We start from the raw sequence: 25,271 nt of genomic DNA on the forward strand, positions 1-25,271 counted from the left end.
ACGGTGTCGATGGTGGTGTTGAGGGCCCAGACGATGGGTGTGGTGGGTGTGGGCGGGGGTCCGGGTGCGGGCGGGTTGGCGCCGAGTTGGTTGATGTGCTCGATCACGCGTTTGAGCGTAATCGAGGCAACCGGGTGACACCGGGACCGGGCGAAGGCCCCCGGGGCGCATCGGTGAGCTGTCGGCCCGTGCGGCGGTGTGGCACCTCTCGCACCGCCAGCCACTCTTCGACGAAGCCTGGCCGCCGGCCGCCGCGTGAGGCACTGCGTACGGGGGAGGCCCGGCTGCCGGAGCTCACTCCCGCCTCCTCCACCACCGTGTGCGCAGGAACGCGTCCTGGTTGGCGACCATCCGGCGTTGGCAGGCGCCGCCCACACCTGCCGGTAGCGGCCCTGACCTGGTGCGGAAACCACGTGGCTCTCCCGTTCCCGACACCGGTATCGTCCGACCTCCGGACCGGCCGTCCCCACGGCTCCCCACCCCGCGTTCAGAGAACGGATGCACATGACCAGCCGACGAGCAACGACGACCCTGTGGCGCCCCACCGGCCCCGAGGAGCTGGCGCTCGTCCGCGAGCTGGACTGGCGTGCTTGGCCGCCCCGGCTCCCCGAGCAGCCGATCTTCTATCCGGTCCTCAACGAGGACTACGCGATCAGGATCGCGCGGGACTGGAACGTGAAGCACAGCGGTGTCGGCTTCGTCACCCGCTTCGAGGTCGACTCTGAGTTCTTGAGCCGGTACCCCGTCCAGCAGGCCGGCGGGCGGACGATCCTCGAGCTGTGGGTGCCGGCTGAGGAGCTGGACGACTTCAACGCTCACATCGCCGGAGAGATCCAGGTGGTCCACGAGTTCCGCTGAGGCAGAGCGACGTGCCAATGGACCGGCCGGCCCATTGGCACGTGGCGTGAGGTCACGCTGCGATCTGCTGGGACTACCCGGCCCAACCAGGGCGCCCGGACTCCGCGAACAGCCCGTCACGGCCCGGGTGTCCAGGGCACACGCTCCGCCGTACCGATCACAACGGCCCGTGCGCATGACGCGCCTTCACGGCATGGCGGACATTCCGCTTCGTGTGATCATCCCGACCGCAGCAGAGGAGGCGTCGGAGGAGTGTACAAAACGCAACCTCGCTCAGGGGGGCGATGTCGCCGCGGACGAGGGAGGCGGCCTCGGCGATCGCCCCCGCTCCCTTCGCTTCCAGGCAAGTGGAGTGGAAGCCCCAATAAGCTGCTTGTCTAAGGAAGTTGGGGGCGCCGCAGCTTAACCCATCGTGTTGGTGTCGGAGTTGGTCGCGCTGCTCGATCCCCTCGGTCGACCGGCGTCGGCCGGGGCCGACCGCATCCCGCATTGCCGGCGGCCTGTTTGCCTGCGGCCCGGCGACGGTGCACACTTGCGCGAATTCCGGATGGGCGCAGCGTCGCACCCCCATGACAGACGTACCCGGATTCGACGCCCGGGTCACCAGCAAGCCACACGGGAGAGCGTGTTGAGTACACCGGGTTCCAGCCGTCAGCAGCATCTTCGAAGCCTCGACGACGGCGAACTCTGTGCCCTGCTGCGTGGGCACACCTCGGACTCCGACACGGCGGTCAGGGACGTGATGGATGAAGTGTTCGCCCGTCACCATTCCTCCGTGCTCGCCTACGCCCGCACGTGCTGCCGAGACCTGTCCACCGCCCAGGACCTCACCGCCGAGGCCTTCGCCCGCACCTACCGGGCCGTCGCCTGGGGAGCCGGGCCCGAGTACGCGTGGCGGCCCTACCTCCTGACCTGTGTGCGCCGTCTGGCCGCCACATGGGCGCGGGAGGCCGCCCGCACCCGGCTCTCCGACGACTTCGAGGAATGGGCGGCGCAACTCGCCGACGGCCAGGACACCGAGGACGCCGTCTTCACTGCGGAAGAGGGATCGCTGGTCCTGCGCGCATACCGGTCACTGCCGGAGCGCTGGCAAGCCGTGCTCTGGCACTCCGTCGTCGAAGGCGAGCCGGCGGCCGAGACCGCGGCACGCCTCGGGATATCGGCGGGAGGTGTCGGCTCACTGGTCGCGCGTGCACGAGAAGGCCTGCGGGAGGCGTACCTACGCGCCCACTTGGACCAGAGCGCGAGCGACGAGTGCCGGCACTACGGGAGTCAGATCGCCGCCAGGCTGCGCCGGCCGGGCACACGCCTCACACGGGACCTGAGCCGCCACCTCCAGGGGTGCGACGACTGCGCACGGGCCGAGCGTGACCTGCGCGACGTCAACGGCCGGCTGGGCGTGCTGCTGCTCGGTGGGATCCTGTTGTGGAACCCCGCCTCCTTCCTGTCGGCCCTGGGTGGGAACGGCACCCATCTCGTCGCGGCCACGCTGAACGGGTCGCAGCTCGCCGGAGCCAAGGCCGGCGCCGTGAAGTGGGCGGCCGCGGCAGCCGTGGTGGGAACGGTGGTCACCGCGGCCGTCCTGCTTCCGGCCGACTCCGGCAGCAGTGGGCCGGGCCGGGTCGCCGCCCCCGCCAGGACCCCCGCCGCCCCGTTCGGCCCGTTCCCGGAGGCGGCACCGATCGCGGCCATCGGATCGGCGGCCTTCGCCACGGCCCCCGCCACAGGCCGCCCATCCGCCTCCACGTCCGCCACCGCCACCGCCACCGCCTCCGCCACGCCGACCTCGGCGTCGCCCTCGCCGGACCGCACCGGTGCCGCCCTGGTCAACGTGGCCTCGGGACTCTGCGTCGGCCTCGGCGGCGGCCCTGACGGCCCGTTGCAGTTGGCGATGTGCACCGGCAAGCCCGACCAGCGGTGGCAGCGCCTGCCCGCCCACCAGAACACGTACCAACTGCGCAACGCGGACACCGGCACCTGCCTCGACGGAACCACCGGAGGCGGGAACGTCGTCCAGGTCACCCTCCGCGACTGCCGGACCGGTTCGGACCGGTCTACGCAACTCTGGCGGTTCGAGCAGGACGCACGCTACGGCGCGTACCGCGTCTGGTTCGTGCCGAAAGTCCCGCACAGCGACTACGCCGACCATCTGCTGGGCCCGCGGAACTGGCCGAAGACCGACCCGCCGTGTCCGGGGTCGGAAATCGTGCAGCTGCCCAATTACTACAACTCGACCAACCTGCTCTTCACCATGAGGTGAGCCCGCACCCGGGCCGTCCCGTCCGCCCGACGCCGTCCACAGCCGCCCAGGGGAGGCGTCCCCGCGCGCCGCCCCGGATGCTCGCCGGAGTGGTGTTCCAGGGGGTCGTGGTGCGGTGGGGGTCACGGGGTGGGTAGCGTCGGGACATGGGTTTCGGTGGTGTGGGTGATGGTGGGTGGCGGGGGCACGCGCTGCTGGTCGCGGGGGACGCGGCCGTGCGGCGGGGTGCGGTGCTGGTGGCCCCCGGCGTGAACGTGGCTGCGTTGGCGATGGTGCCGGTGGACGCGTTGTTGGGCTGCGGGGTGCCGGCGGACATGGTGTGTTTGGAAGGTGTGCGTGATCCGAACACGGTGTTGGCACGGTTGCGGGTGGCGGCGGGGGCAGGCGGGCCGCTGTTCGTGTACGTGTCGGGGCGCTTGACGGCGGATCGCCGGGGCCGGCGGTTGTACGTGGCACTGGCGGGGACGACGGCGGGCAGCGTGCGGTACACGTCGCTGCCGTGGGAGTGGCTGGTGGGGGAGCTGCGTTCGCGTTCGGCGGGTCCGGCCACGGTGGTCGTGGATCTGGTGGCGGACAAGGCGGCCTGGCCGCTGGTGGAGGAGCACGGGACGCTGCCGGGTCTGGAAGGGCTTGCGGGCGTGGAGGCGTTCGGGGCGGTACGCGGGCCCGGTGCGCAACCAGGAGATGGGGCCGCCGACGGGGTCAGCGGCTACACGCGGCAGTGGATCGAGCAGCTCAGGCGTGCGCCGGTGCGACCGTCCAATGTGGACCTGCACGTCCTGGCGGCGGGGTCGGCGGGGCTTGAGCCGGGCACGCTGGTGGTGCCGTCCGCGCGGGAGTTGCACATGCGCTCGTCGGCAGGACCGAGCCACCCCCGCCCCGACCCCGCCCCCGGCCTCGACCGTGCCCCCGATCTCACCCCCGACTTCGTATTCGCGTCCGCGTCGGTTCCAGCGTCCGGACCTGCCGCCGTTGTCGTGCCCCGGCCCGTGCCTGCTTCTGCGCCCGGCTCCCTGTCCGGCCTGGGAGCAGCACCCGGGGCAGGGTCGGTTTCCGTGATGGTGGGTGAAGTGGAGGGGGATCCGCGGGCGCGTCTGCACGCGTTGGCGGTGGGTGGCCGTCATGGGGAGGCGGATGCGTTGGCGAGGGCGTGGGAGCGGGATGTCGTCGAGCGGCGCGGGCGGGTTTCGGCGGAGGCGGTGCAGTGCGCGGAGATCCGCGCGGATCTGGCGCGGCTGGCAGGTGATTTCGTAGCGGCGACCCGCTTGTGGACGGGTGCGGGGCAGGCCCGGTTGGAGTGGCAGGCCGTGGACGCGGCCGAGGTCCGCGATGCGGCGGTGGGGGCCTTGTACTGCTGGACGCAGGTCCGGGACCCCGTCCGTGCGTTGGAGGTAGGGCCTGAGCTGGTGGGCCTGTTGAAGGTGCTGCCGTTGTCGGACCCCGATCATCTGCGGCTGGCCGAACGGCGGCTGGAGGCACTGCGTACGGCAACCCGTACCGGCGTCCTGCCCCCCTGACCCGACCCCCGCCCCCCCCGGCTCCCGCCCCGGGCCCTGTCCAGCGCCTGGTCCGGGTGCCGGACGCTGGGGGTGGCAGCACTGCTGACCCGCTGGCAGCAGGGCGATGGCGCCTCAGCGATCCCAACCCAGCAAACGGCCCGTTGCGACGACGCGAACGAAGACCGGGAAGTGGGCGAGCAGCGCAGACAAGTGGGACGTCATCGGTGAGCCCGCGCGGCCCACGGCGGCGAACTCGGCCTCTTTGCCGTCAACTTGCAGACCGGCCGACTGTGGCAGTACACCGGAGAGCCGAACGTCTGGGCGGCCATCGGCGACTCGGGAGCGGCCGTTGCGACGGACAGCCGAGCGCTCTACAGGTTCGCGACGGACGGGAAGTCGGTCTGGCGGTGGTCGCCTGCCGGAGACTGGTCCAGGATCGGCGGGCCGGCGGCCGCGATCGCCACGGGCGGCTGACAGCGCGAGACACCGACCGCCTGCGGCCGCGCGGAGCGCCCCCCCGGAGGGACCCGCCGGGGCCCCGACGTGCGCACCCGGGAGGGGAGTGGGGCGGGTTCGCCGTCGTGCGCGCCAGGTGCCGTACAGGGCACCGACGTACCGGCGCACATCGCCAGCAGCGCGAGCAGGACGACGGCGTCGGGGATCCGGTGCGACCTGCCCGCCGGAGCAATCCCGGCCGGCGATCCGTCGTTCCCGCACGTCAAGGGCATCTTGGCTGCCCGCAACGAGACCGACCCCGAGCCCGACACCGGAGACCCGGGAGCGGCGGACTTCGAGCAGCGGCTCCATGCCGACGAGTCCATCATTCTGTTCGCCCTCGTCGGCGTCGGAAGGACACACGTCGCGCAGGCCCTCGGACACCTGGCCATCCGCCAGAGCGCCAACGCCCGCTACGCCACGACCAGCCGGATCCTGGCCGGGCTCGCCGGCGGCCACGCGGACCGCACCTGGGACGGGCGCATGCGCGAGATCGTCCGTCCCGACCTGCTGATCCTTGACGACTTCGCCCTGCAACAGACGACCGCCCCGCTGGCCGACGATCCATGCGAGCTCATCTCCGACCGGCAGGACCGGTCCGTGATCATCAGCGACCGGGCGCCCAGCGACCGGTATCCCCTAACCCCTGTTCCCCAACCCCGTCGTTGCCACGTCCCTTCTGGACCGGCTGATCAACGCCGGCCAACAGGCGATCATGAACGGCCCCGGCCACCGTCCCAGCAAGCGCCCCGAGAACCCCAGCGACAAGCCCTGGCCGTCCAGTCCATCGCCCGCCGGAGCACCGACGGCTGCGCAGGCCCGCCGCTCCTGCCTCGTTGTCCTCGCCACGTGAGAGGCTGCCTGGCGACATCGGGACATGGATGGAGAGCTGGCGGGATGGGTTTCGAGGGCGCAGTCTGGCGACTGGTGCGGCAGGAGGAACTGCTCGGCGAGATCGTCATCGACGAGGCCGACTTTCCATGGCTGAACGGTCGCTTCGTTCCGACGCCGACGTTCAGCGAGGTGAAGCCGTGGTTCGACGCGTCGCTGGCTCTCATGGAGGCGGAGGAGTACGAGCAGTTCGACCACGCCTACGAGCGGATCGCGGACACCTTGTCGCTGGTGGCCCCGTCAGGTCCGGTCGCGGAGTTCCTTCTGCACATCAGTGACGATCGTGCTTGGTTCAGGTGGAGTGACGAACCATTCGGGGATGGCTGAGCCACCAGGTCGTGCGGAATGACGTGGCCACAGCGCCTCACCCCTCGTGGTCACATGCGTCCGCATGGCCTTCGGCCCTGGCCGTTTCAGCTTTGTGCCTGCTGGAGGAGAGAGATCTGCTGGGCGATCATGGCGGGCGGGAAGGCGGGTATGTCGCGGCCGCCGACCGACAGTTTGGTGAACGTGGCGATGACGCTTCCGGTGCGGACCACCGTGTACTGGGTGACGTGCGGGCCCACCTCGGTCGGCGCGGTGATCTCGAACTGCACCGCCTCGTCCCCGAGTCTCGGGGCGGGATCGACTGTGACCGTGCCCTTGTAGGTCGTGGTGGGGGCCGGGCTCTCGTAGTACCGGCAGGTGCTCAGACCCTCTCGGACCTCCTCGAACACCGCCACTGCACCGGAGTTCCCGTACGAGGCGAGGGTGGATTCCCCGCCGTTGTCGTTCGTCCAGTTGAACGTCTGGTCCACCACGGTCGGAGCCGGCTGGGAGGGGCGCCAGGCGTGGGCGGCTGCCAGCAGCAGTCGGCAGGCAGGATCGGAGATTTGGTCCTCCCAGCCGCTGACCTGCGACTCGCGGACGGAGACGGGATGCCAGTCCGCATCCGGGCTCTCCTGCGGCAGCGCGGCCGACACCAGCTGTTCGGCGGTCAGAGGGCGGCTCGCGGAGGCCACGGCCACGGCGGAAGGGGAGACGGGGGCGGGCTCGGGGGGCGCGGGCTTGGACGCAGGCTTTCCAGAACCCGCCCCGCAACCGACGACGGCCAGTGCGGCGACGGCCACGAGAGCGGGCACGCCGGAAGCCCGTACTGCACAGCGTATTGGCATGGTCTGTCCCCCGGCACGGTGTGGATGATCAGGTGGAGGCTACCCTCACCGGAATCCACGTGAGACATGGCCCCCTGCGTGCGGGGCACCGCAGCGGCGACGTCGGATCACCCCGCACATCCGGCTCCACCAGCGTCAGCAGAGCCGGCCGCCACCCCGGATCGAGATCCGTGACCCGCTTGCGCCCCCCGCCCACGCGCCGCACCCGCCCCCAGGGCACCTCACCGCCCTCCAGCTCGAACACCCCCTTGCGGACCGTCGTCACACTCACCCCGGCCGCCCGTGGATGCCATCCGACTGGCCCGGCGCCGGGACCGTTCTAAGCGCTCTGGGGCAGCAGACCGGCGTCGATGACCTCAGCGATAAGGGTGGCGCCTCGGCTGTTCTGGTGGATGTGGTCGGTCGTGAGCACGAGACCGCGCCGCCGCGAGATCGTGTCGAGGCTGCGGCGCAGCACCGCGTGCTGGGCAAGGACGCCCACGACCGCTGCGGGTGTCACCTCCCGGTATGAAATCAGCGGCGGGTCCGCTTGGCGCAGTTCCTCGATCTGGCGTTCGTGGAGCGGAAGGTAGGCCACCTCGTTGGTGGCGGCGACCTCGGCAATCATCCGGCTGTACGCCTGCGATGCCTGTGCCGCTGCCCCGTCGAGCTGTTGGCCGAGTACCGGTAGCGACAGCAGACCGATCGTCGCGTCTGTCTCCGCTCGCAGCCGTGCGACGACGGCTCCCAGGCACTGTTGGAACCAGCCGGCCGATGGGCGATCGGGGAGCTGTTTGCGCTTCACAGCCTGCTCGACGGGGTAGCCGGCAAGGCTCGCTCGGGCGTCGTTGGTACCGATCAACACGGTGATCACATCGGGTGGGTTCGTGACGACATCATCGAGGCGCTGCAAGAGGTTGTAGGCGAAGTCGCCGTTGGCGCCGAAACGGGCAAGCTGCACGTCCCCGGGAGGGCGGCGTCGTCCGAGAAGATCCAGGTAGTCGACGCTGAACTGCGCGCGGGTGAGGCTGTCGCCGAGGCACGCGATGCGTGTCGTCACGGGGCTTCCTCCGGGCTGGGCGTGGCGACGCGTTCGGTCGGGCGGGTAGCGGTGCGAGGACGGTGGTCGGTGCCGGGGGTCGCAGTGATGGCCAGGATGGACGTCGGCCCCTCCGTGTCGACCACATGCCATACCCCGGCCGGGTTGATGGTGGCCTCACCGGGCCCGAGCAGAACGCGGTCGGTCACCCCGTCCACGTCGCGGGTGACGGTCACGGACCCGCTGAGGCAAACGACCAGTTCGTCGCCTGCGGGGTGGCTCTCCCAATGGTCGCCGAGCCCGTCGCCGTCGAAGATCATCACCATCCGACCCTCGGCGCCGTCTGCCGCGACGGCGGCGCTGTAGGCCTGGAGCACTTCCGGGTCCCAGGTGAAGCCCTCGACAGGCTTCGCTCTCGATCCCAGTCCGAGGTGTACGGGGGTGGTCCGCAGGTCCACGGCATTGCGTTCGTGGTTGACGAGTCTCATGCCGACGATCGTCCACGCCGGCGATCGGGCGGTCTTGAAGAAAAGGGAAGAGAAGCCGATACGAAAGACAGACGGTTGGCGGCTACCCGGCTCCGAGGAGGACTTCACCGCGACGCCAGGCCGTCGGCGATCGGCCCGTGAACTCGCGCCAGTCCCGAACGAGATGGGCCTGGTCGGCGTAGCCGGAGACGGTTGCCACGTCGCTCCACGGGAGCGGGTCCCGCGTCGCCGCCAGCTCGTGCGCGTGCTCGAAGCGCAAGACGCGGGCGAAGGTCTTCGGCGACAGGCCCATCTCACCGCGAAACCGCTCGGTGAGGTACCGACGGCTCCAGCCGAGTTCCGCGGCGACCTCACCGACCTGGATGCAACCCCGCGCGGCGACGAGGCGGCGCCACGCCTCGGCCACCTCGGGGCGCATCCAGCGCGCATGGTCCCCGCAGGCACCACGGCCGACGGATCGGAGGAGCAATTCGTCCAGCGCGGCGAACCGCGCCGCCCATGTTGTCGCCGATCGGAGCCGGTCGACCAGCTCGACGGCAAGTGCTCCGAGAAGCTCGTCCAGTGGCACCAGTCGGTGGGCGAGCTCGTTGGCGGGCATGCCGTAGATGGCCCGGGCCCCGAGCGGTGTCAGCGATACCTGAACACCTTGCTGGCGTCCGTCGTGGTGAATCGCGACGGACCGGCACATCAGACCGCCGGCCACGCTGCCGAACCGGGTGACCGGTGACCCGTCGTCAACGCCCGCCGCCACCTCCAGAGAATCCGACAGGCTGATCACAGCGGTGAGCGCGCGGCTCGGCGGACCGCAGTGCACCCCCGTCGGAAGGCCGCGGAGGTCGAAGCCGACATACGAGTCGACGTACTGCCGCAAGACGGGCGCCGGACGTGCACCGATCCCCGTGGCCGTGTGGTCCTCCATGCTCGTCAGTGTACGAACCGACCAGCTCAGGAAGCTCGCAATCCAAGGATCACCGCCGCCTACGGCTGGGGACGCGGTTCTTACGGAACCCCTACGCCGAACGAGCTGGAAAGGACCCGGTGAGAGCGATCCAGCGGGGGGAGCGAGAGGCCATGACCACCGAGCCCATCGAACACAGTGCGGCGGCAGGCCCGTACACCGGCGCCCGCGGCCGCCGCCTCACCCCGTCGGCGGACGGCTGACCATCGAGGAGAGCGCCGACGCACACCATCGGATCACTTCCAACCACCTCGGGTGCGACGCCCAGACCACCGCCGACAAGGGGGAGGCCCTCAAGCGTCTCGCCTTCGCCGCTGAAGGCCCCATGCGTCCTGGCGGCTGCAAGCACAGCGCCCGGTCCTCCCTCGCCAACGCCTGCCGGGGCTTCATGTGGGGGATGTCGCCCCGCAGGCGTGGGTGGCGGCCGGCACGGGCGCCGACCCCCCGGACCCGCAGGAGGAAGGTCCTGCACGAGACGCTCGCCCGCTGCGCCTGCTGCTTCGAGGCCCTGACCGACGTGTCATGAGAGGGGGGGGCCGCCAACCGGGCCTACCACACCGCGTTCGAGGACGCGGCGATCGCGTGGAAGCACTGCCTCGACTCGGCCGCCGGGCCGCCCCGACGCCCCCTGCCCGACGCCGACTGGGCGGAGGTCGCCGCCGCCATGGTGCACGCCCTGCCGAATCCGGTGCTCGCCCAGCGTTACTCCGCGGTCCGCGGCGGCCAACGTCAGGAGGTCACCACGGGCTACGACGTCGCCAGCACCGTCGGCATACGCGAGCGCCGCGGCGACGAGGGCACGCTGGTCGGGTACGCATGCGAGCGACCCCATCCACATCGTCGCAACCCTCGCGCGGCAGGACGTTGGTCCGTGACCGAGTCCGGGCGGCGGCGGACGCGTTCGGTCAGGCAGTCCGAGGCCCCGGGCGCCCGCTCGCTGGAGGGCCGCGCCCGCGCCGGATGTCGGGTCTCCACCCGCGCGTTGGAGCATGCCCCGCGCGCCCGCAGTGGCGGCGCTACGGTCGCTCCTCGTCCCCTTGATCGCGCTCGTGGAGGCGGTGGAGTCGGAGGCCATCAGCGCCACGGCGACCAGCCACCGGTCGCAGTCCTCGCCGGCCCGGTCCTCCAGTAAATCGCCAGCGCCCATGGAAGAGTCGATCGTTTCCAAGGCGTTCCGCGCCGGCGCGGCATGTCACCAGCGGTCTTCCCCTGTGGGGGACATGGAAATCCGGGAGTCCGCCTGGTTCTGAGGGGCTACGTGTGGGTGGCGACGAAGTGGCGCAGTTCCTCGCGAGGATCGGGGCCCTCGCCCCCTCGCCAGACCTGGTTCTCCGTCTCCCCCGCGGGGATGCCGCTGAGCAGCATGTCGCGCATGGCCGTCACGGCTGTGGCTCGGGCGCGTGCGATGCGTTCACGGCTCTGCGGGGTGCCGTCGTCGGCGGCCAGGACGGTGGCCAGTTCGCGCTCCCATGCCCGGACGGCGTCCCACACATACATCTCCATGTGCCCCGAGCCCGGGTGCTGGAGGGCGACCAGTTTCCACCCCTGACTTTCCGTCAGGGGAGTGTCCGCCGATACCCAGCGGCTCACCAGCTCGGCCGCGCGCGTGGCGAGTTGGGCGTCGGCTTCGTTCGTCTTGTCGTTCATGTGCCCAACCCTAACTCATTGTCGTCGGATTGACGATAACGAGGGGTCTGCGGCCACGACCCCCGTCCTGATCGACGAGGAGCCCGTGCGCACGGCCTGGCTCCCCCCGGTGCCCGACGTCCGCCCGCCCCTCACCGTGTCCCCGGTGCCCGCGCTGCGCCGCACGGCGTAGCCGCGTACTTTGCTCCGGCGGAGCCGGCATCGGCACACCCCTTCTGTACAGGCACGTTCGGGGGACCGGTGGTAGTACTGAAACGATCGTCCCCGGCGGGGCCGTGGCCGGGGTGCGCAACTTTGGCGGGCCCGGCCGTTTTCGCCGCGGTGTTACTCCTCGCGTCGGCCCCGGCGCCTGCTGCGATGGCGGCGCCGTGTGCTGCGAGGTCGGGGAGGGACACGACCGAGACGTGTGGGACAGCTCGGTCGATGATGGTGAGTTTGGTGGACGGCGAGCGCGAAGTACCGGGCGAGTACGCCCACGCCAACCTGGCCTGATCGTTTTCGCGCGGGGGTCGCCTCGGACATCTCCAACCACCAGGACCAGTGGAAGCAGGAGGGACTGACGCGTTCAAGAAGTCCGGCGGCGCGCCGGTATCGATCCCGGTGGAGACGAAGGCGGTCGGCGGCACGTTCGAGGACCGCAACTGGTACCTCGGAGTCGGGTCCCACATGCGCAACGTCTCAGGGAACGTCTCGGTCGTGCCCGATGCGTACGGCCAGCCGAAGATCACCGTGGATTACCAGGTCAACGTGTGGGACCGCTACAACTGGGATGCCGGTAAGGAGACCCCCATCGGGCCGGTCACCATCAAGGACACAGACATGGCCCGCCTCCACACCGTCGGTCTGGCGCAGGAGTTCGACATGCAGGGCAGCAGTTCGGCCAAACAGCACGACCTGGGAGGCGCCGGCGCACAGGCGGTTCCCGCAGGGGATCCCGGCCGAGACGGTACCCGCAAGGACCCCGCCCGGGGTGAGGAGGAAAACCGGTGACACGCACGAACTCCCTCACCAACCGAATCACCTCTGCGGTGGTGACGGTCCTGCTGGGCCTGTCGGCCGCTGCCTGCACCGACAGCAGCAGCGGTACGCCGAAGGCCTGCAGCGGGGGTCCAGTCTGGGTCGAGGGCCAAGGCTCCACCGAGGCCGCCGGTTTCATGCGCGTCCAGACACCGACCAGCGCCACCGATGTAAAAGGGGCGGTGCAAAGTGGCTTCCAGGACACCACCTACCTGATCTCCTTCACGGCACCGACGGCCGACGCCGAGACGTTCATCGCCGACCTGCGCCCGGAGGAAGCCCTGCGGGCCAACACTCCGCGCGACTCCAAGACGTACACAACCATCACCCCGTGGTCCCACCTCGGACTGCCGGAGCCGGAAACCGAGCAGAGAGTCCGGACCGCTTCGGTGTGCCCGCCCTGCATCAAGGACGAGCGCAGAGCCACCGTCCAGTCGATCACCATCTTCATCCAAGACATCGGCGACGGCCGTGCACGGGTCTACCTGAAGGCATTCTGACGTCACTCGGATCGCCTGGACGTCCGCGGGGGCCTTACCGGCTGGGCTACTTCGACGGCCGAGGTGCCGAGCAGGGCCGAAAGCTGGGAAAGAGCAGTTCTCGCAAGGAGGGCAGGCGCCCCGGCCGGTCGGACTGACGCCGATCACCCGGGTCGGTTCAGGGCATGGGGTGAGTTCGCGATTGGTTACCCGGGGCGGCTGCAGGTCCTCCGTCCGGTCGCCGAGCCAGCTCTGCGGACGACTACTCGCTGTTGGAGAGTGGTGATCTGTCGTCGCAACTGGCCGATGTCGACGGATGCCCCGAGGCCGGCTGGCCGGCCGTCGCCGCCCGGATCCACGATCACCCTCTGTCCGCTGACCCGCTGACCCGCTGACCCGCTGACCCGCTGCCCCGCTGCCCCGCTGACACCGCACAGAGGCGCCCGCCGGGCGCCTCTCGTTCCGGCGGCGCGCCCGTTGAGGGGCCAGCGACGCATGCCGCCACCGGCGCCCGTACAGGCGCCCCCGGGGCGCCTTTGACGGGCCCGCTGCGCCTGCCTCAGGTGGGATGATGCGACAGCTCGTCCCGCACAGCCGCCTCCGGCTGTTCTGGCGGACCCTTCCTGTCGCCCAGGGATCCCCGGACCCGCTGTCAGAACCGCCTGGCAAGATCACACCTATGACCAGCAACACCGGAACTCCCGTCCCGCTCCCAGCCAATCACCGCATCTCCGAGACGTACGCCGACTGGGCACGCACTCAGGGGCCGGGCGTCGAAACCGACGCCCGCGACACCCTGGAACGGGCGGGCAGCAGCCGGCACCGGGCCTGGGAGAAGCCCGGCCGGTTCGTGGACGACGCGGAGCGCCTGGCCCGGGGCCTGCCGGCCGCCCACCTTCCCTGGTTCTGGGACACCATCGGTCATTGGATGGTGGAGACCCACCGCCGCTCCGCCGCCCGCGCCTACACGCAGGCCCGCGCCGCCGAGCGCACCCACGCTCTGCCGGTCGATCCCGACTGGCGGCGGGCGAATCAGCTGTTGTTCGCCCGCTTCGGCGCCCTGCCCGCCAGTGAACTCAGCGGAGCGGCGGCCTGGTTGGCCGGCGTCCTCGAACCGGATGACGCGCACCACGAGTTCGTCCGCCTGCTGACCGTTTGGGCGGCGTCCCCCGGGGAGCTTCCCGCCGATCTGGCCCGCCGGGTCCGGGACTCGGCCCGTGCGGCCGGGCTCGGCAGCGAGGAGGAGGCCCGGGTGCTGGGCGGGGTGCTGGCCGCGGCCCGCGGCAAGGCCATACCCGACCGGCTGCTCGACGCGGCATCCGGCCCGCTCGGCGACCACCCGCCCGCCGACGAGCAGGCCACCGCCCTCCTCGACCTGTTTCCCGAGTCGAAGAACGACGCGGCAGCCTGGCTGCGGCTGCTCATCGCGTGCGGTGCCGCCGACGCGGCCGCGACCGGGCGGATCACCCCGGAGGGCGGCCTCGGCGACTGGCTGCGCCGGTACGCCGCCGGATACTCGCACCGCACGGTCGGCGGCGGTGGAGTGACCCGCCAGCCCATGCCCGCGGAACTCCTGGACCTGGTGGTCCGGTTCGCCCCGCTGCTGCGCGCGCAGAGCACCCCGGTCCGGCTGCACGAGGACCGCTACCGGTGGCCGCATCTGGATGCCGACCTCCTCGACCTCTGCCTCGCCGAGGGCATACCCGTCCACGACCCCGGTGCCGCGATCAGCCTGGAGTTCTGGGGTGAGCACTCCCAGCGCGACCTCAAGGCACTCGCCGCCGACCCGGTGTTCGGCCCCCGGCTGGAAGGCACCGTTCACGCCGGGCTCCGCACCCGTGGCGGCACTGCGATCAGCGGCACCGCCATCAGCCGGCTCCCACACAATCCGGGCATCACCGCCGAGGTGCACGCCCGCGTCGAGAAGCTGCTCGACTCTCTGCGAGGCGGGGGACTCGCCGCCGCCGACGAGGCCGTCGACGAGCTGCGCGGTCTCCTCGACCGTCCCACCGCCATCGCCCTGGACGGCATCGAGGAGGCCCTCGACGCAATCGACCTCACCGGCCCGCTGGCCCGCGCCCTGCGGGCCGGGCTCCCCGAGGAGCTGGGCTGGCCCGCCCTGGACCAGGCCCTCGCCGCGTTCCGGCCCGACGAAACCGTGCACGTCACCTGCACCTGGCCGGTGCTCACCGTGTACGGCGAGAGCCGCGCCCTCGCCGTCGACCACGCCGGGCTGCGCGCAGACCACACCCTGGAACTGCCCGACGGCGCACTCGGCCACACCGTGCACTGGGTCGGCGGCCAGTTCCTCGTCGCCTGGAACGAGCAGCACCAGGAGAACCCTGGTACCACCGCCTACTGGTCCGACCACCCGGGCGAGACGTTCGCACCGGAGCAGACGTACGGGCTGCGCCCCTACGGCGGCAGCATCCAGGGCGGCCTCGGCTACCAGTTCGAAACCCCGGACGGTGGCGGCCGGTTCGACGGCGAGCGCGTCCTGCGGGCCGGCGGCCGTGAGGGCATCGGCCACCGCGACTACCAGGTGCACGACGGCCACGACTTCTGGAGCACCGAGGTGTTCAGCAAGGACCACAGAGGCTGGAACCGCCTCGACCCGGCCACCGGCGTTCCCACCGCGGATCGCACCCTGCCCGCCTTCCACGACCCCGACCGGTCCCCGCCCGGCATGAAGCCCTTCCCCGACCACCGGATCCTCGCCGCACTGCCGCCCGGCGCCCCGCCCTCCCCGCTCGGTCAGGACGGCACACTCACCGGCTGCCGGGTCGACTACCGCACCCCGTACGCGGGTCCCTCGCCCCGCGAATTCGTGCTGGAGTCCATCGACGGCCGCACCGCCTCCTACCGCAGCAACAACTGGGGCCGGCGCCCGTGGGGAATCCTTGCCCTGCCGCTCGGCGGTGAGGACGCCGTCCTGGCCGGAGGAACCACCATCCGCTGCCATGCCGCAGGCGACAACTCGTTGCTCTGGCAGGTCCAGGGCTTCCCCGGCAGCCGCCACAGGAGCCGGAGCCGGGCCACCCTGGGCGAACTGGCCGGACCGGTACCGCCACCCGCCTTCTGGCACTTCCTCACCCCCCGCGACGAGCCCTCCTCCCGTGTCCTGCGGACGGTCACGGACAGTGCGGTGCGCGAGCTGCTGCACCAGGGCATCGGGCGCACCCTGCCGGGAGTGACCGACCCGCGGGTCCAGGAGGGCGTCGACCGCGCCGTCCGGCTCGCCGCTGACGCACTGCGCCGCCGCCAGGAGCTGTCCCACCGGGTCGCCGTCATGCGGGCCGGGCCGGTGGTCGACCTGCCCGACCCCGCACCGGACAACCGGCTCGTCCCGGCCCTCCACGGCCTGCTGCCCCAGCTGCGCGGCTACGAGGAACGACAGCCCCAGCCACAGCCCGCCCTCCTCACCTCGGTCGCCGCCGACGGCCGGTACCTGCGCGGTGAGATCGACGACGAGGTACGGGTGCTCGCGCTGCCCGCACCGCCCCCCGAGTGGGCGGTGCTGACCGGCCGGATCGATGCCGTGGCCTGGCGGACCGTCGTCGCGGCCACCCCCGACGAGCAGCGACAGGCGCTCGCGGCACTGCTCGACGTGTGGAGCCGGCAGCCGTTCGCGCAGGCCGACAGCTCCTGGCGGACCGGCCGGGCCCCGGAGCAGCGGATCGCCGCCCTCCGCGCGGACGGTTTCGCCGTGGCCTGCGGCCCGGAGCGCAGCGGCCTCGCCCCCTTCCTCCAGCGAGCAGCCGATCCGGTGCCCGCCGATGCCGAAGAATGCGCCACGCACACCGTTGCCGCCGACGACACCACCCGGCTTCCCCGCCTCCTGGCCCTGCTCGCCGGACAGGGCCCGCGGCCGGTGCCCGAGGAGGCCGTGGACCTGTTCCGCTGGCGCACCGGGGTACCGCGCCCGATCGCCGCCCTGGTCCTCGACGGATTCGCCGGCAGCGACGACTACGGTGCGCACCGCAAGCTGGTCCGCTCCAAGCCGTACAAGGCCGACCAGAACACCCTCTACGCGTACGACGAATTCCGGCGGCGGCTCGGTCCGGCCGGCCGGCGCACCGTGCTCGCCGCCGCCCTGCCCGGCGACCCGGCGGAGCTCTGGGCCCCCGGCGGGATGACCGCGGCCGCGGAACGCATGGCGGCGGCCTGGACCCAGCTGCTCGGTGCCGCCCCGTACGCCGATGACGGCAGCCATGCCGCTGCCCTCGCCGCGGACCACGGACTCCCGGAGATTTGGGCCACGGCCCTGCTCACCGGCCGCCTCGAGAAACCTCTGGAGGCCGACGGCATGCAGGCCGCCGCCACCGCTGTCGCCTGGGCTCTCGCCGAGCGCCCGGTAGGAGACCCCGCGGCGCACGGTGCCCGCGCCCTGCTCGGCGGACTCACGGACCTGCCCGCCGACCTGCTCACCGCGCTGCGCAGGCTCGCGGACCGGTCCGCCACCACCCCCGTTCCGCCCGGCCAGTACGAGACCAACCCGCTGTTCAGCGTCCCGGACCTGGTGGACGAGGTGGCGGCGGCTCTCGGTGTCAGCCGTGACGCGGCCGCCCTCCAGCTCCAGCTGCACGCTTTCGACCGCCCTGCCGACCGCACCGTCCGCCGCTGGAACTCCTGGTCCATCGATCATCACCGCGCCGTCCGCAAGGAGCTGACCGCCGCGAAGGCTCCGCGCCCCGAACCCGCCGCCCCGGCAGAAGCCCCCGCGGGGGTCCCGGCCCCCGCGCACGAGCGGTTCACGCGAGCCTGGGCGGCCCGGTGCGGCACGCGGTAAACGTAGGCGTGATGCCTTCCGACGTCGGGGCCTGATGGGCCGGGCACCACGCCGGAAGGCAGAGCGCCGCGTGCGGCCGTAGGCGGTGAAGGGGCCGGGATCGGCAGGCCCCGGCGGGCTGCCGCGAAGGTCGGGTCCTTTCGCGGGTACGGACCGTTGCCGGCACGGGTACGTCAGTCCCGGCAGCTCGCCGGGCACTTGGCGTTCGCCGGGACGGGCCGGCCCCGCGGGCGCCTGCGGCTGGCTCGGCGTAGCGGGGAGTCGCGCGAGGTTCTCGACCTGACGCTGGTGCGTCCCCGGTCGGCAGCGCAGGCCGCCGCCGACCGGCCCGTCGACGGGCACGCGACCGACCACATCCATATCGTCGCCACGTTGGCCCGGGAGGATGGCCGCACCCCCGCCCGCGCGGTGACGTCCCCTTCGAGGCCGCCTGGGGGTCTCACCCCGATGTCACCTTTGGATTGGCCGCGCGCCGCCGCCCGCGGACCGGCGAGGCCGAAGGCCGCCCGCCGCGGCCTGTCCGAGGCCGCCCGCGAATCCCTGGAGCGCAGGGGGCCCGCACCGCCGCCGCCAAGCGCACGGCGACTCCGAATTCCTCGACCGGCTCCGCGACGCCAGCTTGCGCGTCCGTGAACGAGACGGCGGCGACGGCCCCCCGGTCGGCCAGGCGGTCGCGCTGTCCGGCGACCGCGCCGACTGCGGGACCCGTCCGGTGTGGTTCGCCGGCGTGACCATCGCCCTGGCCCTCCTCGGCTGGTACGGCAAGCCGACCGCTGTGGGCATCGTCAACGGCCCGGGAGGGCGCCGTGGGTGGCTGGGTCTTGTCGGAGGCGGCTGGCACGATGCTCCGCATGGATCTTGTACACCCCCTCGACGGCCTGGACACCCGGCCCTGGTCTTCCCTCTCCCATGCGTACGGCAGTGCGGAGGACGTTCCCGATCTGCTGCGGGCTCTGGCCGGCGCCGACGTGGATGCGGCGAAGGAGGCGTTGTCCGGGCTGTACGGGAGCGTGCTGCACCAGGGGACGGTCTACGCCGCCAGCGCGGAGGCGGTGCCGTTCCTGGCCGAGATCGCGGTGGCCGGCCACCACACGGCAGACGTCCTGGCGCTGCTCGGCGGTATGGCGGAGAGCGAGGACGAGGACGGTGTGGCACCGGGCGCGGTCCGGGCGGCGGTGGCGGACCGGCTCCCGTCGCTGCTGCCCCTGTTGGCCTCCCCGGAGCCGGAGGTCCGCCGGACCGCAGCCTGGGCGGTGTCCCACACCCGCGCGACCGAGGTCGCGCTGCCCGCCCTGCGCGCACGCTGGGACGAGGAACCCGAACCCGCCGCACGCGCGGAGGTCCTGGCCGGCATCGCCCGGCTCGACCTACTGGCCGGAGCGGCGGTAGCCGCATCTGTCCTGGACCCGGCCCAGTCGGCCCAGTCGGCCGAGGTGCGCCTTGCCGCCGTCTTCGCCTCCCTCGATGCCGGCGCGCCGTGGACCGAGCCCCTGCACACGACCATGCTGTCCCTTCTGCCGGCCAACGTCCTGCGCTCCGACCTGGATCCCGAGGGTGACGAGCCGCTGGCCGCGGTCGTCGAGGCTCTCCTGGGCCGGGGCGTCCGCATGGAGCGCAAGGTGGCGTTCGCACTGATCGACGCAGCCCTGCACGACCGCAGGGCCGAGGTGAGGGCTGAAGGCCTCTGGGCGGCCGACCGCGCCTGCATGCTCTCCCGCAGTGCCCCGCGGCGACTGGCGTGGAACCTGCGAGCGGCGGCCGTGGACGAGGAATCGGTGATCGCCATGTCGTCCCTCCTGGGCCGGCTGGGCAGCGTTGCCGCACCGGCCGCGGACATTCTCGCCCCTCTCGCCGGACGGAACCCGGCCCAGGACGACGACCATGCGGACCAGGCCCTGGCCGCGCTCCTGCTCGTCGCGCCCGCGCAGGCGGCCCCGCTCCTGGCCGCCGGCCTCGGGCGGCGCCCGCGGGCCCTCGGCGCCGCCGCCGGATTCCGCGACGCGGAGGGCTCCGCCTTCCCGTACAGCGGCGAGCTCCTCGACGCGGTCCGCCACCGCCTGGCCCAGCCCGAGGCCCTGATCGGCAACGAACCCTGGCAGCTGACGAACCTGCTGGCGGGCTGGGGTGCCCAGGCAGCGCCGGCGTTGCCCGAGCTGTGCGCTGCGCTCCCGCACTTTCCCGGTCAGGCCGCCCGGGCCATCGCTTCCCTCGCCGCCGACTGCGCCCCGTCGGACCGCGCCCGGGCCGTCACCTCGTTGCGGGCGATGGCGGCTGAGCAGGAAGTCCTCCCCGCGGCGAAGGCCCTGCTCGACCTCGACGGCGAGATCGCGCCTCTGCTGCACTGCCTCGAACAGGACCTCCGGCGTGGCACCGACCGGGTCAGGGAGGCCGCCACGATGGCTGCTGCGCTCGGTCCCCGGGCAGCAGGGCTTGCGCCTGCCCTCCGCAAGGCGGTCGACGCCGCGAACGCCGACACCACGCCCGCGCTGGATAGGGACATCGCCCTCGCCGAGGCCCTGTGGCACGTCACGGGGGACGCCGACGGCGTCGTTGCCGTACTGGACTCTGTCTTCGCACGCGCCGAACGGAACCCCTGGTCCCGGTGGTCGGTGGTGCGGGCCGCCCGCACGACGGCCCTCCTCGGCCCCGCAGGACGGCCGCTCGCCACCCGCCTGGAAGCCGCCCTCGGCGATCCGGTACAGGCACCGGCCGCGGTGCTGGCCCTCACCGCCGTAGCCGAACCAGCCTCGCTGGACCGAACCTCGCTCGCCGACGCCGCCTTGCGGTCTGCCGAATCGGACGCCGATCCGGCGGGTGCCTGCGACGCACTGGAAGCACTCGGCCCCACCGCATTGACCAGCGACCAGCTGCGCCGACTTGCCGATCTCGCCGACGGCGACGCCCGGGTGATCCGCTCGGGAATCGAAGATCGCGTCATCCGCCAGGACGAAGCCCTCCGAAACCGCGCCCGAGCCCTCCTCGCCGTCTGCACGGCTCCCGCGGTCCCCTGACCTGCCGGCCGCACCGACATCAGAACCATGCAGCCGCCCGGCCCCATTCGCCTCGGCCCGCGGCTGTTGTAGGTGGAGGGCGGAACGCACAACCCCGGACGGCCGGCTGTATCGGGGCCCAAGGACGGGCGGATGATCGCAGCCGAGATCGGCCGGATCCTCGACAAGGCCGCGGCCGAGGCCGGCCTGCCCGACGGATGCTTCTACGCCCTTCCCCTGCCGCCCGTGTCCGCGTGATCCTCCCGTACACCGACATCTGAGGTGTGCTCACAGGCGGCCTCGTCGCAGGAGGGCGGCGTTTCGGCATCGTGCTGTGCACCCGGCCGGCCGGGCCGTTCACCACCGAGACCCCCCCGGGCGGGGGCGGCATCGCGCGAGGGAACGGCTGAGCGCGGGGCAGCCAGCTGGCGGCGAGGTCGGCGTGGTCACGTGCGCGCTCGACCCGGTCCTCGAGAGGCGACGCCAGCCGGTCACGTCGTTCACCGCCGATGGTCTGTCAGCCCTCGTCCGGGAGCGGGGCGTGGCCCGCAGCCTCCTTCACCAGGGCCTCGAGATCGTCACGCTCCATACCGAGGTCTTCCGCGTACTGCTCCAGGGCCGTATCCAGCAGCCACCAGGGCTCACGCGCGTCTTCCCACGCGTCCCGCCAGGTCACGTGCTGTTCGTCGGTCCACTGAGCCGCGTTGCCGAGTTCCTCCTGAAGACGCATCAACCCGGCGTGTGCCTCGTCGGAAGCTTCCAGCAGCTCGACCAGTTCGTCCAGTACGTCAGAATGTTCGATCTTCACGCCGGGATCCTAATGCGTCGTTTCATTCGGTGTACTGGGTAGGCCGTGGGCCGCGGTGGAGACTGTTGAGCGGCTGGTTCCACTGAGTTCCCCGGAGGCGCTTCGCGGCTTCAAGGTGGTGGCCAGTGTCGGCATGGCGATCGGCAACTTCTGGCCCGCGACGACGTCTCCTTCTGCCCCGCCCCCGGGGAAGATGCGCCCACTGGAGCCGGAGCGCGATAGGTGCCACCCCAACCGACTCGGTGAACGTACGGGCCCTGATTCGTTGCCGTGCCAGGCTGCTGAGGGGCGCGGCGAGCGGCGGTGCCGGAAGTGCGGGTGGTGACGATGTCACGGACGGAGACGGGTTTGAGGTGCTTCTCGGGCGCACGCACAGGCCGATGCTGCCGCGGGGCGGCGACCAGGACCCGGGCGCCGGGGCGAGCCCTGAGGCGGGGCGCGATCAGGCGCCAGGACAAAGACCGGTTGGCGCTCGCCGAGGCCATCGCGACGGGGGTGACTCCGGCCGGGAGCGGGACGAGCACGGTGTCGGCGTACCGGACGCGGACCAGGTCGGAGATCAGAGCGCCCCAGTTGCCGACGCGAGGATCGCCGCACGGCAGGACCCGAGCGCGGGGTCCGGGGCCTCGCGCCACTCGACCGTACGGCGGGCGGCGTGGGTCGGTTCACGCGCCGGCCTGATCCGTGCTCTGCTGGGCCAGGGCGACCAGATCGGCGGAGCGGACGGCGGCGCCGCCCGCGCCCCAGGCTCCGTCCGGGTGCTCGTGCACGAGCACCCACACCCGCAGCGCGTCGTCCGGGGCGAGGCCGGCGGCGGACAGAACCGTCTTCGTCGCGTCTCGGACGAGGCCGTTCTTGCGTCGTTCGGACAGGGCGCCCTGCGGCACCGTCACCTCCACGAGGAAGCGGGGCGCGTCGTCCTCGGCGGTCGTCTGGGCGCCCTCGGGCAGCACGTTCAGGTAGCTCCACGCCTGGGCGCGGAAGAAGGCGGTATCGGGTGCCCCCTCCCAGCGCATCAGCACGGTTGCGAGGTCGCGCTGCACAGCGGCGCCGCCCTCCTCGGTGAGGGCGCCGGTCGGCACGGTCAGCCGGATCATGGGCACAGCAGCTCCTATGACGAGCGTTATAGACCTAGGTCACGGTAGACTATGACGAACGTTATAGCCAGAGGGGAGTGCACGGGTGGCCAAGAGCAGTACGCCGTCGCGTGAGCGGATCGTGGCCGGTGCCGCGGACATGATCAGTCGGCGCGGGCTGAGCGCCACGAGCATCCGGGAGATGGCCAAGCACGCCAAGGCGCCGCTCGGCTCGACCTATCACTACTTCCCCGAGGGTAAGCAGCAGCTGGCCACCGAGGCGGTCCGATACACGGGCGAGTGGGTCGCCCGCAGCCTGCGCAAGGAGCTGGAGGCGGGTCCGGCGGCGGGTCTGAAGGCCTTCCTCGACCTGTGGCGCAAGGTCGTCGTCGACAGCGACTTCCACGCCGGCTGCCCCGTTCTGGCCGTGGCCATTGAGGAACCCCAGGACGGCGAGATCCCGCCCGCCCTGACGGCCGCGGCCGAGGTCTTCGAACAGTGGGAGACCCTGCTGGCCGACTCGCTCCGGGCGTACGGCGCCCAGACCGAGCAGGCCGCGCAACTCGCCACGCTCACGGTCGCGGCAGTCGAGGGCACGGTGGCGATGTGTCGCGCCAAGCGCAGCACCGAGCCGCTCGACCGCATCGCCGAGCAGCTCCTGGTCCTGATCGCCGCGGCGGCCCCGAAGTGACCCACGTCCGGGCGTCCGCCCCCCGGCAGTAGGTGCGGACGCCCGAAGTCGAGTTCCGTCAGGCGCCGAGCGCGGCGCGGACGGCCTTCACCTTCTCCTCAGTGAACACCCCGGTGTCGAGGAGTGACAGGACGGACAGCACCCCGCCGCTGGAGCCCCAGCTCCCCTCCTCGATGACGCGGAAGTTGACCCACCAGGTCGCCGCCGGCTTCGCGAGGCCGCAGGCCTCGGCCAGCGCGGCCAGGATGCGCTCGATGACCGCGGCCCTGAGCTCCTGGCGCCAGTCCCCGTCCATCACCGCCACGTCGATCACCATCACGTCGGCCTCCGGCCCGATGTCCGCGAGCAGCCGCCCGCCGATCGCCATCATGTCCGACTGACGCTCCACGAAGTGGACCTGGAACCCCACCCGCGCGGGCGGAGCGAACTGCCCCACCTCCGGCACGAGAACGGCGTCGGTCAGCGTCTCGGCCAGCATGCGGCGCTGCTCCAGGCTCAATCGCCCCGTCGGGGTATTCACGGTGATGATCGTCACGGCGTCCTCCTATGACAGTCGTTATAGACGACTGTCAGCCTACACTCGTCTATAACGACTGTCATACCGGTGAGGTGTGGACAGGCAGTGCCAGGCAAGGCGTGCGCCGGTGCAGCCAAAGGTCTGCTGCGCGCGACCGACCTCCAGCGTCCCCGCGTAGGTGGGGTGGCGGGGTGGGGCGGGAGACGTCGCGGGTGAAGCGCCGCAGGATCGCCTCTGTGGCCGCGGTGCGGGTCCGGATCGCGGTCACGTACGGGTCGGGCGGATCGGGTGGGTCAGGGCCGGGGTCGGCTTTGGGTAGGCGTACGGTTCGCCGGCCACGCGCCGGTGCGGCTTCACCTTGTTGATCCGCTTGATCCGCTTGATCCGCTTGATTCGCTTGATCCGCGGCAGGAGGTCGAAGTTCAGCGATCTCGTGATGCCGAACCTGATTTCCGACTGTCCGTGCGCAATCGGACCTGCCCGTGGTCGTGGGGGTGGTGGTCCGTTTCGCCATCGAGCGGATGGATGTCGGTCCGGGTCAGTGCGGTCGGCTGAACCGGGACCGCATCTGCTCCGGGTGTCCCGGATGCGATGGCGCGCCGACCGGACGGCCATGCGCGCGGGGGAGGTCGGAAGCGCGCTCGCCCCGGCAGAACTCGGTGAGTCTGCCGGGGCGAGCCGGACCACGGCGGTCCCCGTGCGGTCATCGGGTCGTAGGTCCTGCCCCCGACGGCCGCACGACGGACGGCACGGAACGTCGCGGTCAGGAGGGGCAGGGTCAGCGGACCTCGGTCACCCGGTGCTCGCTGCGCGCTCCGCAGTTGGAGTTGTAGACCTGCACGTGCACGTTGCTGATGCCCCCGCCCCAGTCGACGCAGTGGCCCTTGCCGTACACGTAGGCCGGGCCCGCGTACGACGTGTACCGGCCGTAGTCCTCGCCCCGCTCCCAGGTTTCGGGGACTTCGATCCAGAGGGCCATGTCCACGGCCGCCCCGGGGTTGTTCCGGATGGTTGCGACGCAGTTCTTGCCGTTCGAGGCGTTGTACGTGAGGTAGACGGTGCCCAGCGAGCCGACGGCGGCCGAGTTCACGGTCTTGTAGGCGCTTCCGCAGACCTTCTGCGGCGTGGTGTTGGGCGCGGCGGTGGCGGGCGCCGCCAGCGCGGTCGTGGTCCCCAGGGCCAAGGCGGCGACTGCGGTGGCGGTAAGGACGGAACGGGTGAATTTCATGTTTCCCCCTGGTCGTCATTGGAGTTGGTCGCTCCTGCAAGGTGGGACATACAGGACGGCGGAACGGTTGCGCATCGTGCGTAAAAGATGTGACCGACTTCGGGACTGATGGGCCCGCGTGTTGAGGTGTCGCGTGTTCGCGGCGGAGGTTCACGGAGCATGACGCTCCATGAGGAGCCGGGCCGGCAACTCCTCGGCGACTCGGACATCGTTCCCACTCACCTTTTCCGGGCATCGGAGGTGCAAGGCGTCGGCCGAACGGTTCCTGGCGATCAGCGCGTGGGGCCTCCCTGCCCGTCCGGGTGTGTTCGAAGCCAGCGGTGGCCACCACGGGCTCCGGCCCGCCCGAACCTTTCGCGGCGGCCAACGAGAAGGCGCCCCGGCGCGAGTGTCCGTGCCTGCACGTTC

19 protein-coding genes and 2 pseudogenes are annotated in these 25,271 nt (G+C 71.7%); 10 read left to right on the top strand and 11 right to left on the bottom strand.

Translation table 11 applies throughout. The annotated features are described in order from the left end of the window. Positions 1-504 precede the first annotated feature (504 nt). From AVW11_RS26480 to AVW11_RS39130, 4 genes are all read left to right on the top strand, one after another. Positions 505-858: a hypothetical protein gene (locus AVW11_RS26480; RefSeq protein ID WP_076046253.1), complete on the top strand. Its 354-nt coding sequence runs from the start codon at positions 505-507 to the stop codon at positions 856-858. Between the two features lie 742 nt (positions 859-1,600). Continuing rightward, entirely contained in the window at positions 1,601-3,118 is a 1,518-nt protein-coding gene (locus tag AVW11_RS26485) for a sigma-70 family RNA polymerase sigma factor (RefSeq protein WP_076046255.1), read from the top strand. 146 nt (positions 3,119-3,264) lie between these two features. After that, a complete protein-coding gene (locus AVW11_RS26490; RefSeq protein ID WP_076046257.1) occupies positions 3,265-4,635 on the top strand; it encodes a hypothetical protein in 1,371 nt (456 codons plus the stop codon). 711 nt (positions 4,636-5,346) lie between these two features. Further along, complete coding sequence (locus AVW11_RS39130) at positions 5,347-6,330, top strand: ATP-binding protein (RefSeq protein WP_338058881.1); 984 nt, start codon at positions 5,347-5,349, stop codon at positions 6,328-6,330. A gap of 86 nt (positions 6,331-6,416) precedes the next feature. Here AVW11_RS39130 and AVW11_RS26505 read toward each other — a convergent pair whose 3' ends face one another. From AVW11_RS26505 to AVW11_RS26525, 5 genes and pseudogenes are all read right to left on the bottom strand, one after another. Next, entirely contained in the window at positions 6,417-7,010 is a 594-nt protein-coding gene (locus tag AVW11_RS26505) for a hypothetical protein (RefSeq protein ID WP_051700754.1), read from the bottom strand. A 235-nt stretch (positions 7,011-7,245) separates the two neighbouring features. Then, positions 7,246-7,443: pseudogene (locus AVW11_RS26510) on the bottom strand (ISAzo13 family transposase); the annotation flags it as partial. Between the two features lie 33 nt (positions 7,444-7,476). Continuing rightward, positions 7,477-8,196: an SGNH/GDSL hydrolase family protein gene (locus AVW11_RS26515; RefSeq protein ID WP_076046262.1), complete on the bottom strand. Its 720-nt coding sequence runs from the start codon at positions 8,194-8,196 to the stop codon at positions 7,477-7,479. Beyond that, the gene (locus tag AVW11_RS26520; RefSeq protein WP_030854753.1) at positions 8,193-8,663 is read right to left on the bottom strand and encodes a cupin domain-containing protein; all 471 of its coding nucleotides are present in this window, start codon (positions 8,661-8,663) and stop codon (positions 8,193-8,195) included. The genes AVW11_RS26515 and AVW11_RS26520 overlap by 4 nt, the downstream gene beginning before the upstream one ends. 82 nt (positions 8,664-8,745) lie before the next feature. Continuing rightward, positions 8,746-9,582 (bottom strand): helix-turn-helix domain-containing protein, encoded by an 837-nt coding sequence (locus tag AVW11_RS26525; protein ID WP_076046263.1) that lies wholly within the window; start codon positions 9,580-9,582, stop codon positions 8,746-8,748. A 274-nt stretch (positions 9,583-9,856) separates the two neighbouring features. Between AVW11_RS26525 and AVW11_RS38625 the strand changes: the two genes are divergently transcribed. Then, positions 9,857-10,147 (top strand): DUF6420 family protein, encoded by a 291-nt coding sequence (locus tag AVW11_RS38625; protein WP_240528271.1) that lies wholly within the window; start codon positions 9,857-9,859, stop codon positions 10,145-10,147. A gap of 728 nt (positions 10,148-10,875) precedes the next feature. Here the strand turns inward: AVW11_RS38625 and AVW11_RS26535 are convergent. Further along, a complete protein-coding gene (locus tag AVW11_RS26535; protein ID WP_060181006.1) occupies positions 10,876-11,268 on the bottom strand; it encodes a hypothetical protein in 393 nt (130 codons plus the stop codon). Between the two features lie 540 nt (positions 11,269-11,808). Between AVW11_RS26535 and AVW11_RS26540 the strand changes: the two genes are divergently transcribed. The 4 genes from AVW11_RS26540 to AVW11_RS26555 all read left to right on the top strand — a co-directional run bounded on the left by AVW11_RS26540 (position 11,809) and on the right by AVW11_RS26555 (position 20,564). Beyond that, complete coding sequence (locus AVW11_RS26540; RefSeq protein ID WP_076046265.1) at positions 11,809-12,258, top strand: hypothetical protein; 450 nt, start codon at positions 11,809-11,811, stop codon at positions 12,256-12,258. Next, a complete protein-coding gene (locus tag AVW11_RS26545) occupies positions 12,255-12,785 on the top strand; it encodes a hypothetical protein (RefSeq protein ID WP_076046266.1) in 531 nt (176 codons plus the stop codon). The genes AVW11_RS26540 and AVW11_RS26545 overlap by 4 nt, the downstream gene beginning before the upstream one ends. A 658-nt stretch (positions 12,786-13,443) precedes the next feature. Then, on the top strand, positions 13,444-17,553 hold the full coding sequence (locus AVW11_RS26550) for a hypothetical protein (RefSeq protein WP_076046267.1): 4,110 nt from the start codon (positions 13,444-13,446) through the stop codon (positions 17,551-17,553). 851 nt (positions 17,554-18,404) lie between these two features. Then, on the top strand, positions 18,405-20,564 hold the full coding sequence (locus AVW11_RS26555) for a hypothetical protein (RefSeq protein ID WP_079250798.1): 2,160 nt from the start codon (positions 18,405-18,407) through the stop codon (positions 20,562-20,564). A gap of 496 nt (positions 20,565-21,060) precedes the next feature. On the opposite strand, the gene AVW11_RS26560 is transcribed toward AVW11_RS26555, so the two are convergent. The 3 genes and pseudogenes from AVW11_RS26560 to AVW11_RS26570 form a co-directional block, all read right to left on the bottom strand. Further along, entirely contained in the window at positions 21,061-21,351 is a 291-nt protein-coding gene (locus AVW11_RS26560; RefSeq protein WP_030854771.1) for a hypothetical protein, read from the bottom strand. A 367-nt stretch (positions 21,352-21,718) separates the two neighbouring features. After that, positions 21,719-21,944, bottom strand: a pseudogene (locus AVW11_RS38630) (zinc-dependent alcohol dehydrogenase); the annotation flags it as partial. Between the two features lie 72 nt (positions 21,945-22,016). Then, positions 22,017-22,454 carry a tautomerase family protein gene (locus AVW11_RS26570; protein ID WP_076046269.1) on the bottom strand — a complete coding sequence of 146 codons (438 nt, stop codon included), beginning with the start codon at positions 22,452-22,454 and terminating at the stop codon, positions 22,017-22,019. 79 nt (positions 22,455-22,533) lie between these two features. Here AVW11_RS26570 and AVW11_RS26575 point away from each other — a divergent pair, with 79 nt between their 5' ends. Next, complete coding sequence (locus AVW11_RS26575) at positions 22,534-23,118, top strand: TetR/AcrR family transcriptional regulator (protein ID WP_076046270.1); 585 nt, start codon at positions 22,534-22,536, stop codon at positions 23,116-23,118. Between the two features lie 58 nt (positions 23,119-23,176). Here the strand turns inward: AVW11_RS26575 and AVW11_RS26580 are convergent, their stop codons facing one another. Together AVW11_RS26580 and AVW11_RS26585 are read right to left on the bottom strand one after the other, a co-directional pair. Beyond that, the gene (locus AVW11_RS26580) at positions 23,177-23,653 is read right to left on the bottom strand and encodes a tautomerase family protein (protein ID WP_076046271.1); all 477 of its coding nucleotides are present in this window, start codon (positions 23,651-23,653) and stop codon (positions 23,177-23,179) included. A gap of 760 nt (positions 23,654-24,413) precedes the next feature. Further along, a complete protein-coding gene (locus tag AVW11_RS26585; RefSeq protein ID WP_030854784.1) occupies positions 24,414-24,863 on the bottom strand; it encodes a hypothetical protein in 450 nt (149 codons plus the stop codon). Between the last annotated feature and the right edge of the window lie 408 nt (positions 24,864-25,271).

The organism is Streptomyces amritsarensis, assembly GCF_001953875.1.
Taxonomy (GTDB): domain Bacteria; phylum Actinomycetota; class Actinomycetes; order Streptomycetales; family Streptomycetaceae; genus Streptomyces; species Streptomyces amritsarensis.

What these genes read in the sequence shown, in the direction of transcription:
- AVW11_RS26585 (WP_030854784.1), bottom strand. Translation starts at nt 24,863, where the DNA reads ATGAAATTCACCCGTTCCGTCCTTACCGCCACCGCAGTCGCCGCCTTG.
- AVW11_RS26480 (WP_076046253.1), top strand. Translation starts at nt 505, where the DNA reads ATGACCAGCCGACGAGCAACGACGACCCTGTGGCGCCCCACCGGCCCC.
- AVW11_RS26490 (WP_076046257.1), top strand. Translation starts at nt 3,265, where the DNA reads ATGGGTTTCGGTGGTGTGGGTGATGGTGGGTGGCGGGGGCACGCGCTG.
- AVW11_RS26550 (WP_076046267.1), top strand. Translation starts at nt 13,444, where the DNA reads ATGACCAGCAACACCGGAACTCCCGTCCCGCTCCCAGCCAATCACCGC.
- AVW11_RS26485 (WP_076046255.1), top strand. Translation starts at nt 1,601, where the DNA reads ATGGATGAAGTGTTCGCCCGTCACCATTCCTCCGTGCTCGCCTACGCC.
- AVW11_RS26525 (WP_076046263.1), bottom strand. Translation starts at nt 9,582, where the DNA reads ATGGAGGACCACACGGCCACGGGGATCGGTGCACGTCCGGCGCCCGTC.
- AVW11_RS26520 (WP_030854753.1), bottom strand. Translation starts at nt 8,663, where the DNA reads ATGAGACTCGTCAACCACGAACGCAATGCCGTGGACCTGCGGACCACC.
- AVW11_RS26535 (WP_060181006.1), bottom strand. Translation starts at nt 11,268, where the DNA reads ATGAACGACAAGACGAACGAAGCCGACGCCCAACTCGCCACGCGCGCG.
- AVW11_RS26555 (WP_079250798.1), top strand. Translation starts at nt 18,405, where the DNA reads ATGGATCTTGTACACCCCCTCGACGGCCTGGACACCCGGCCCTGGTCT.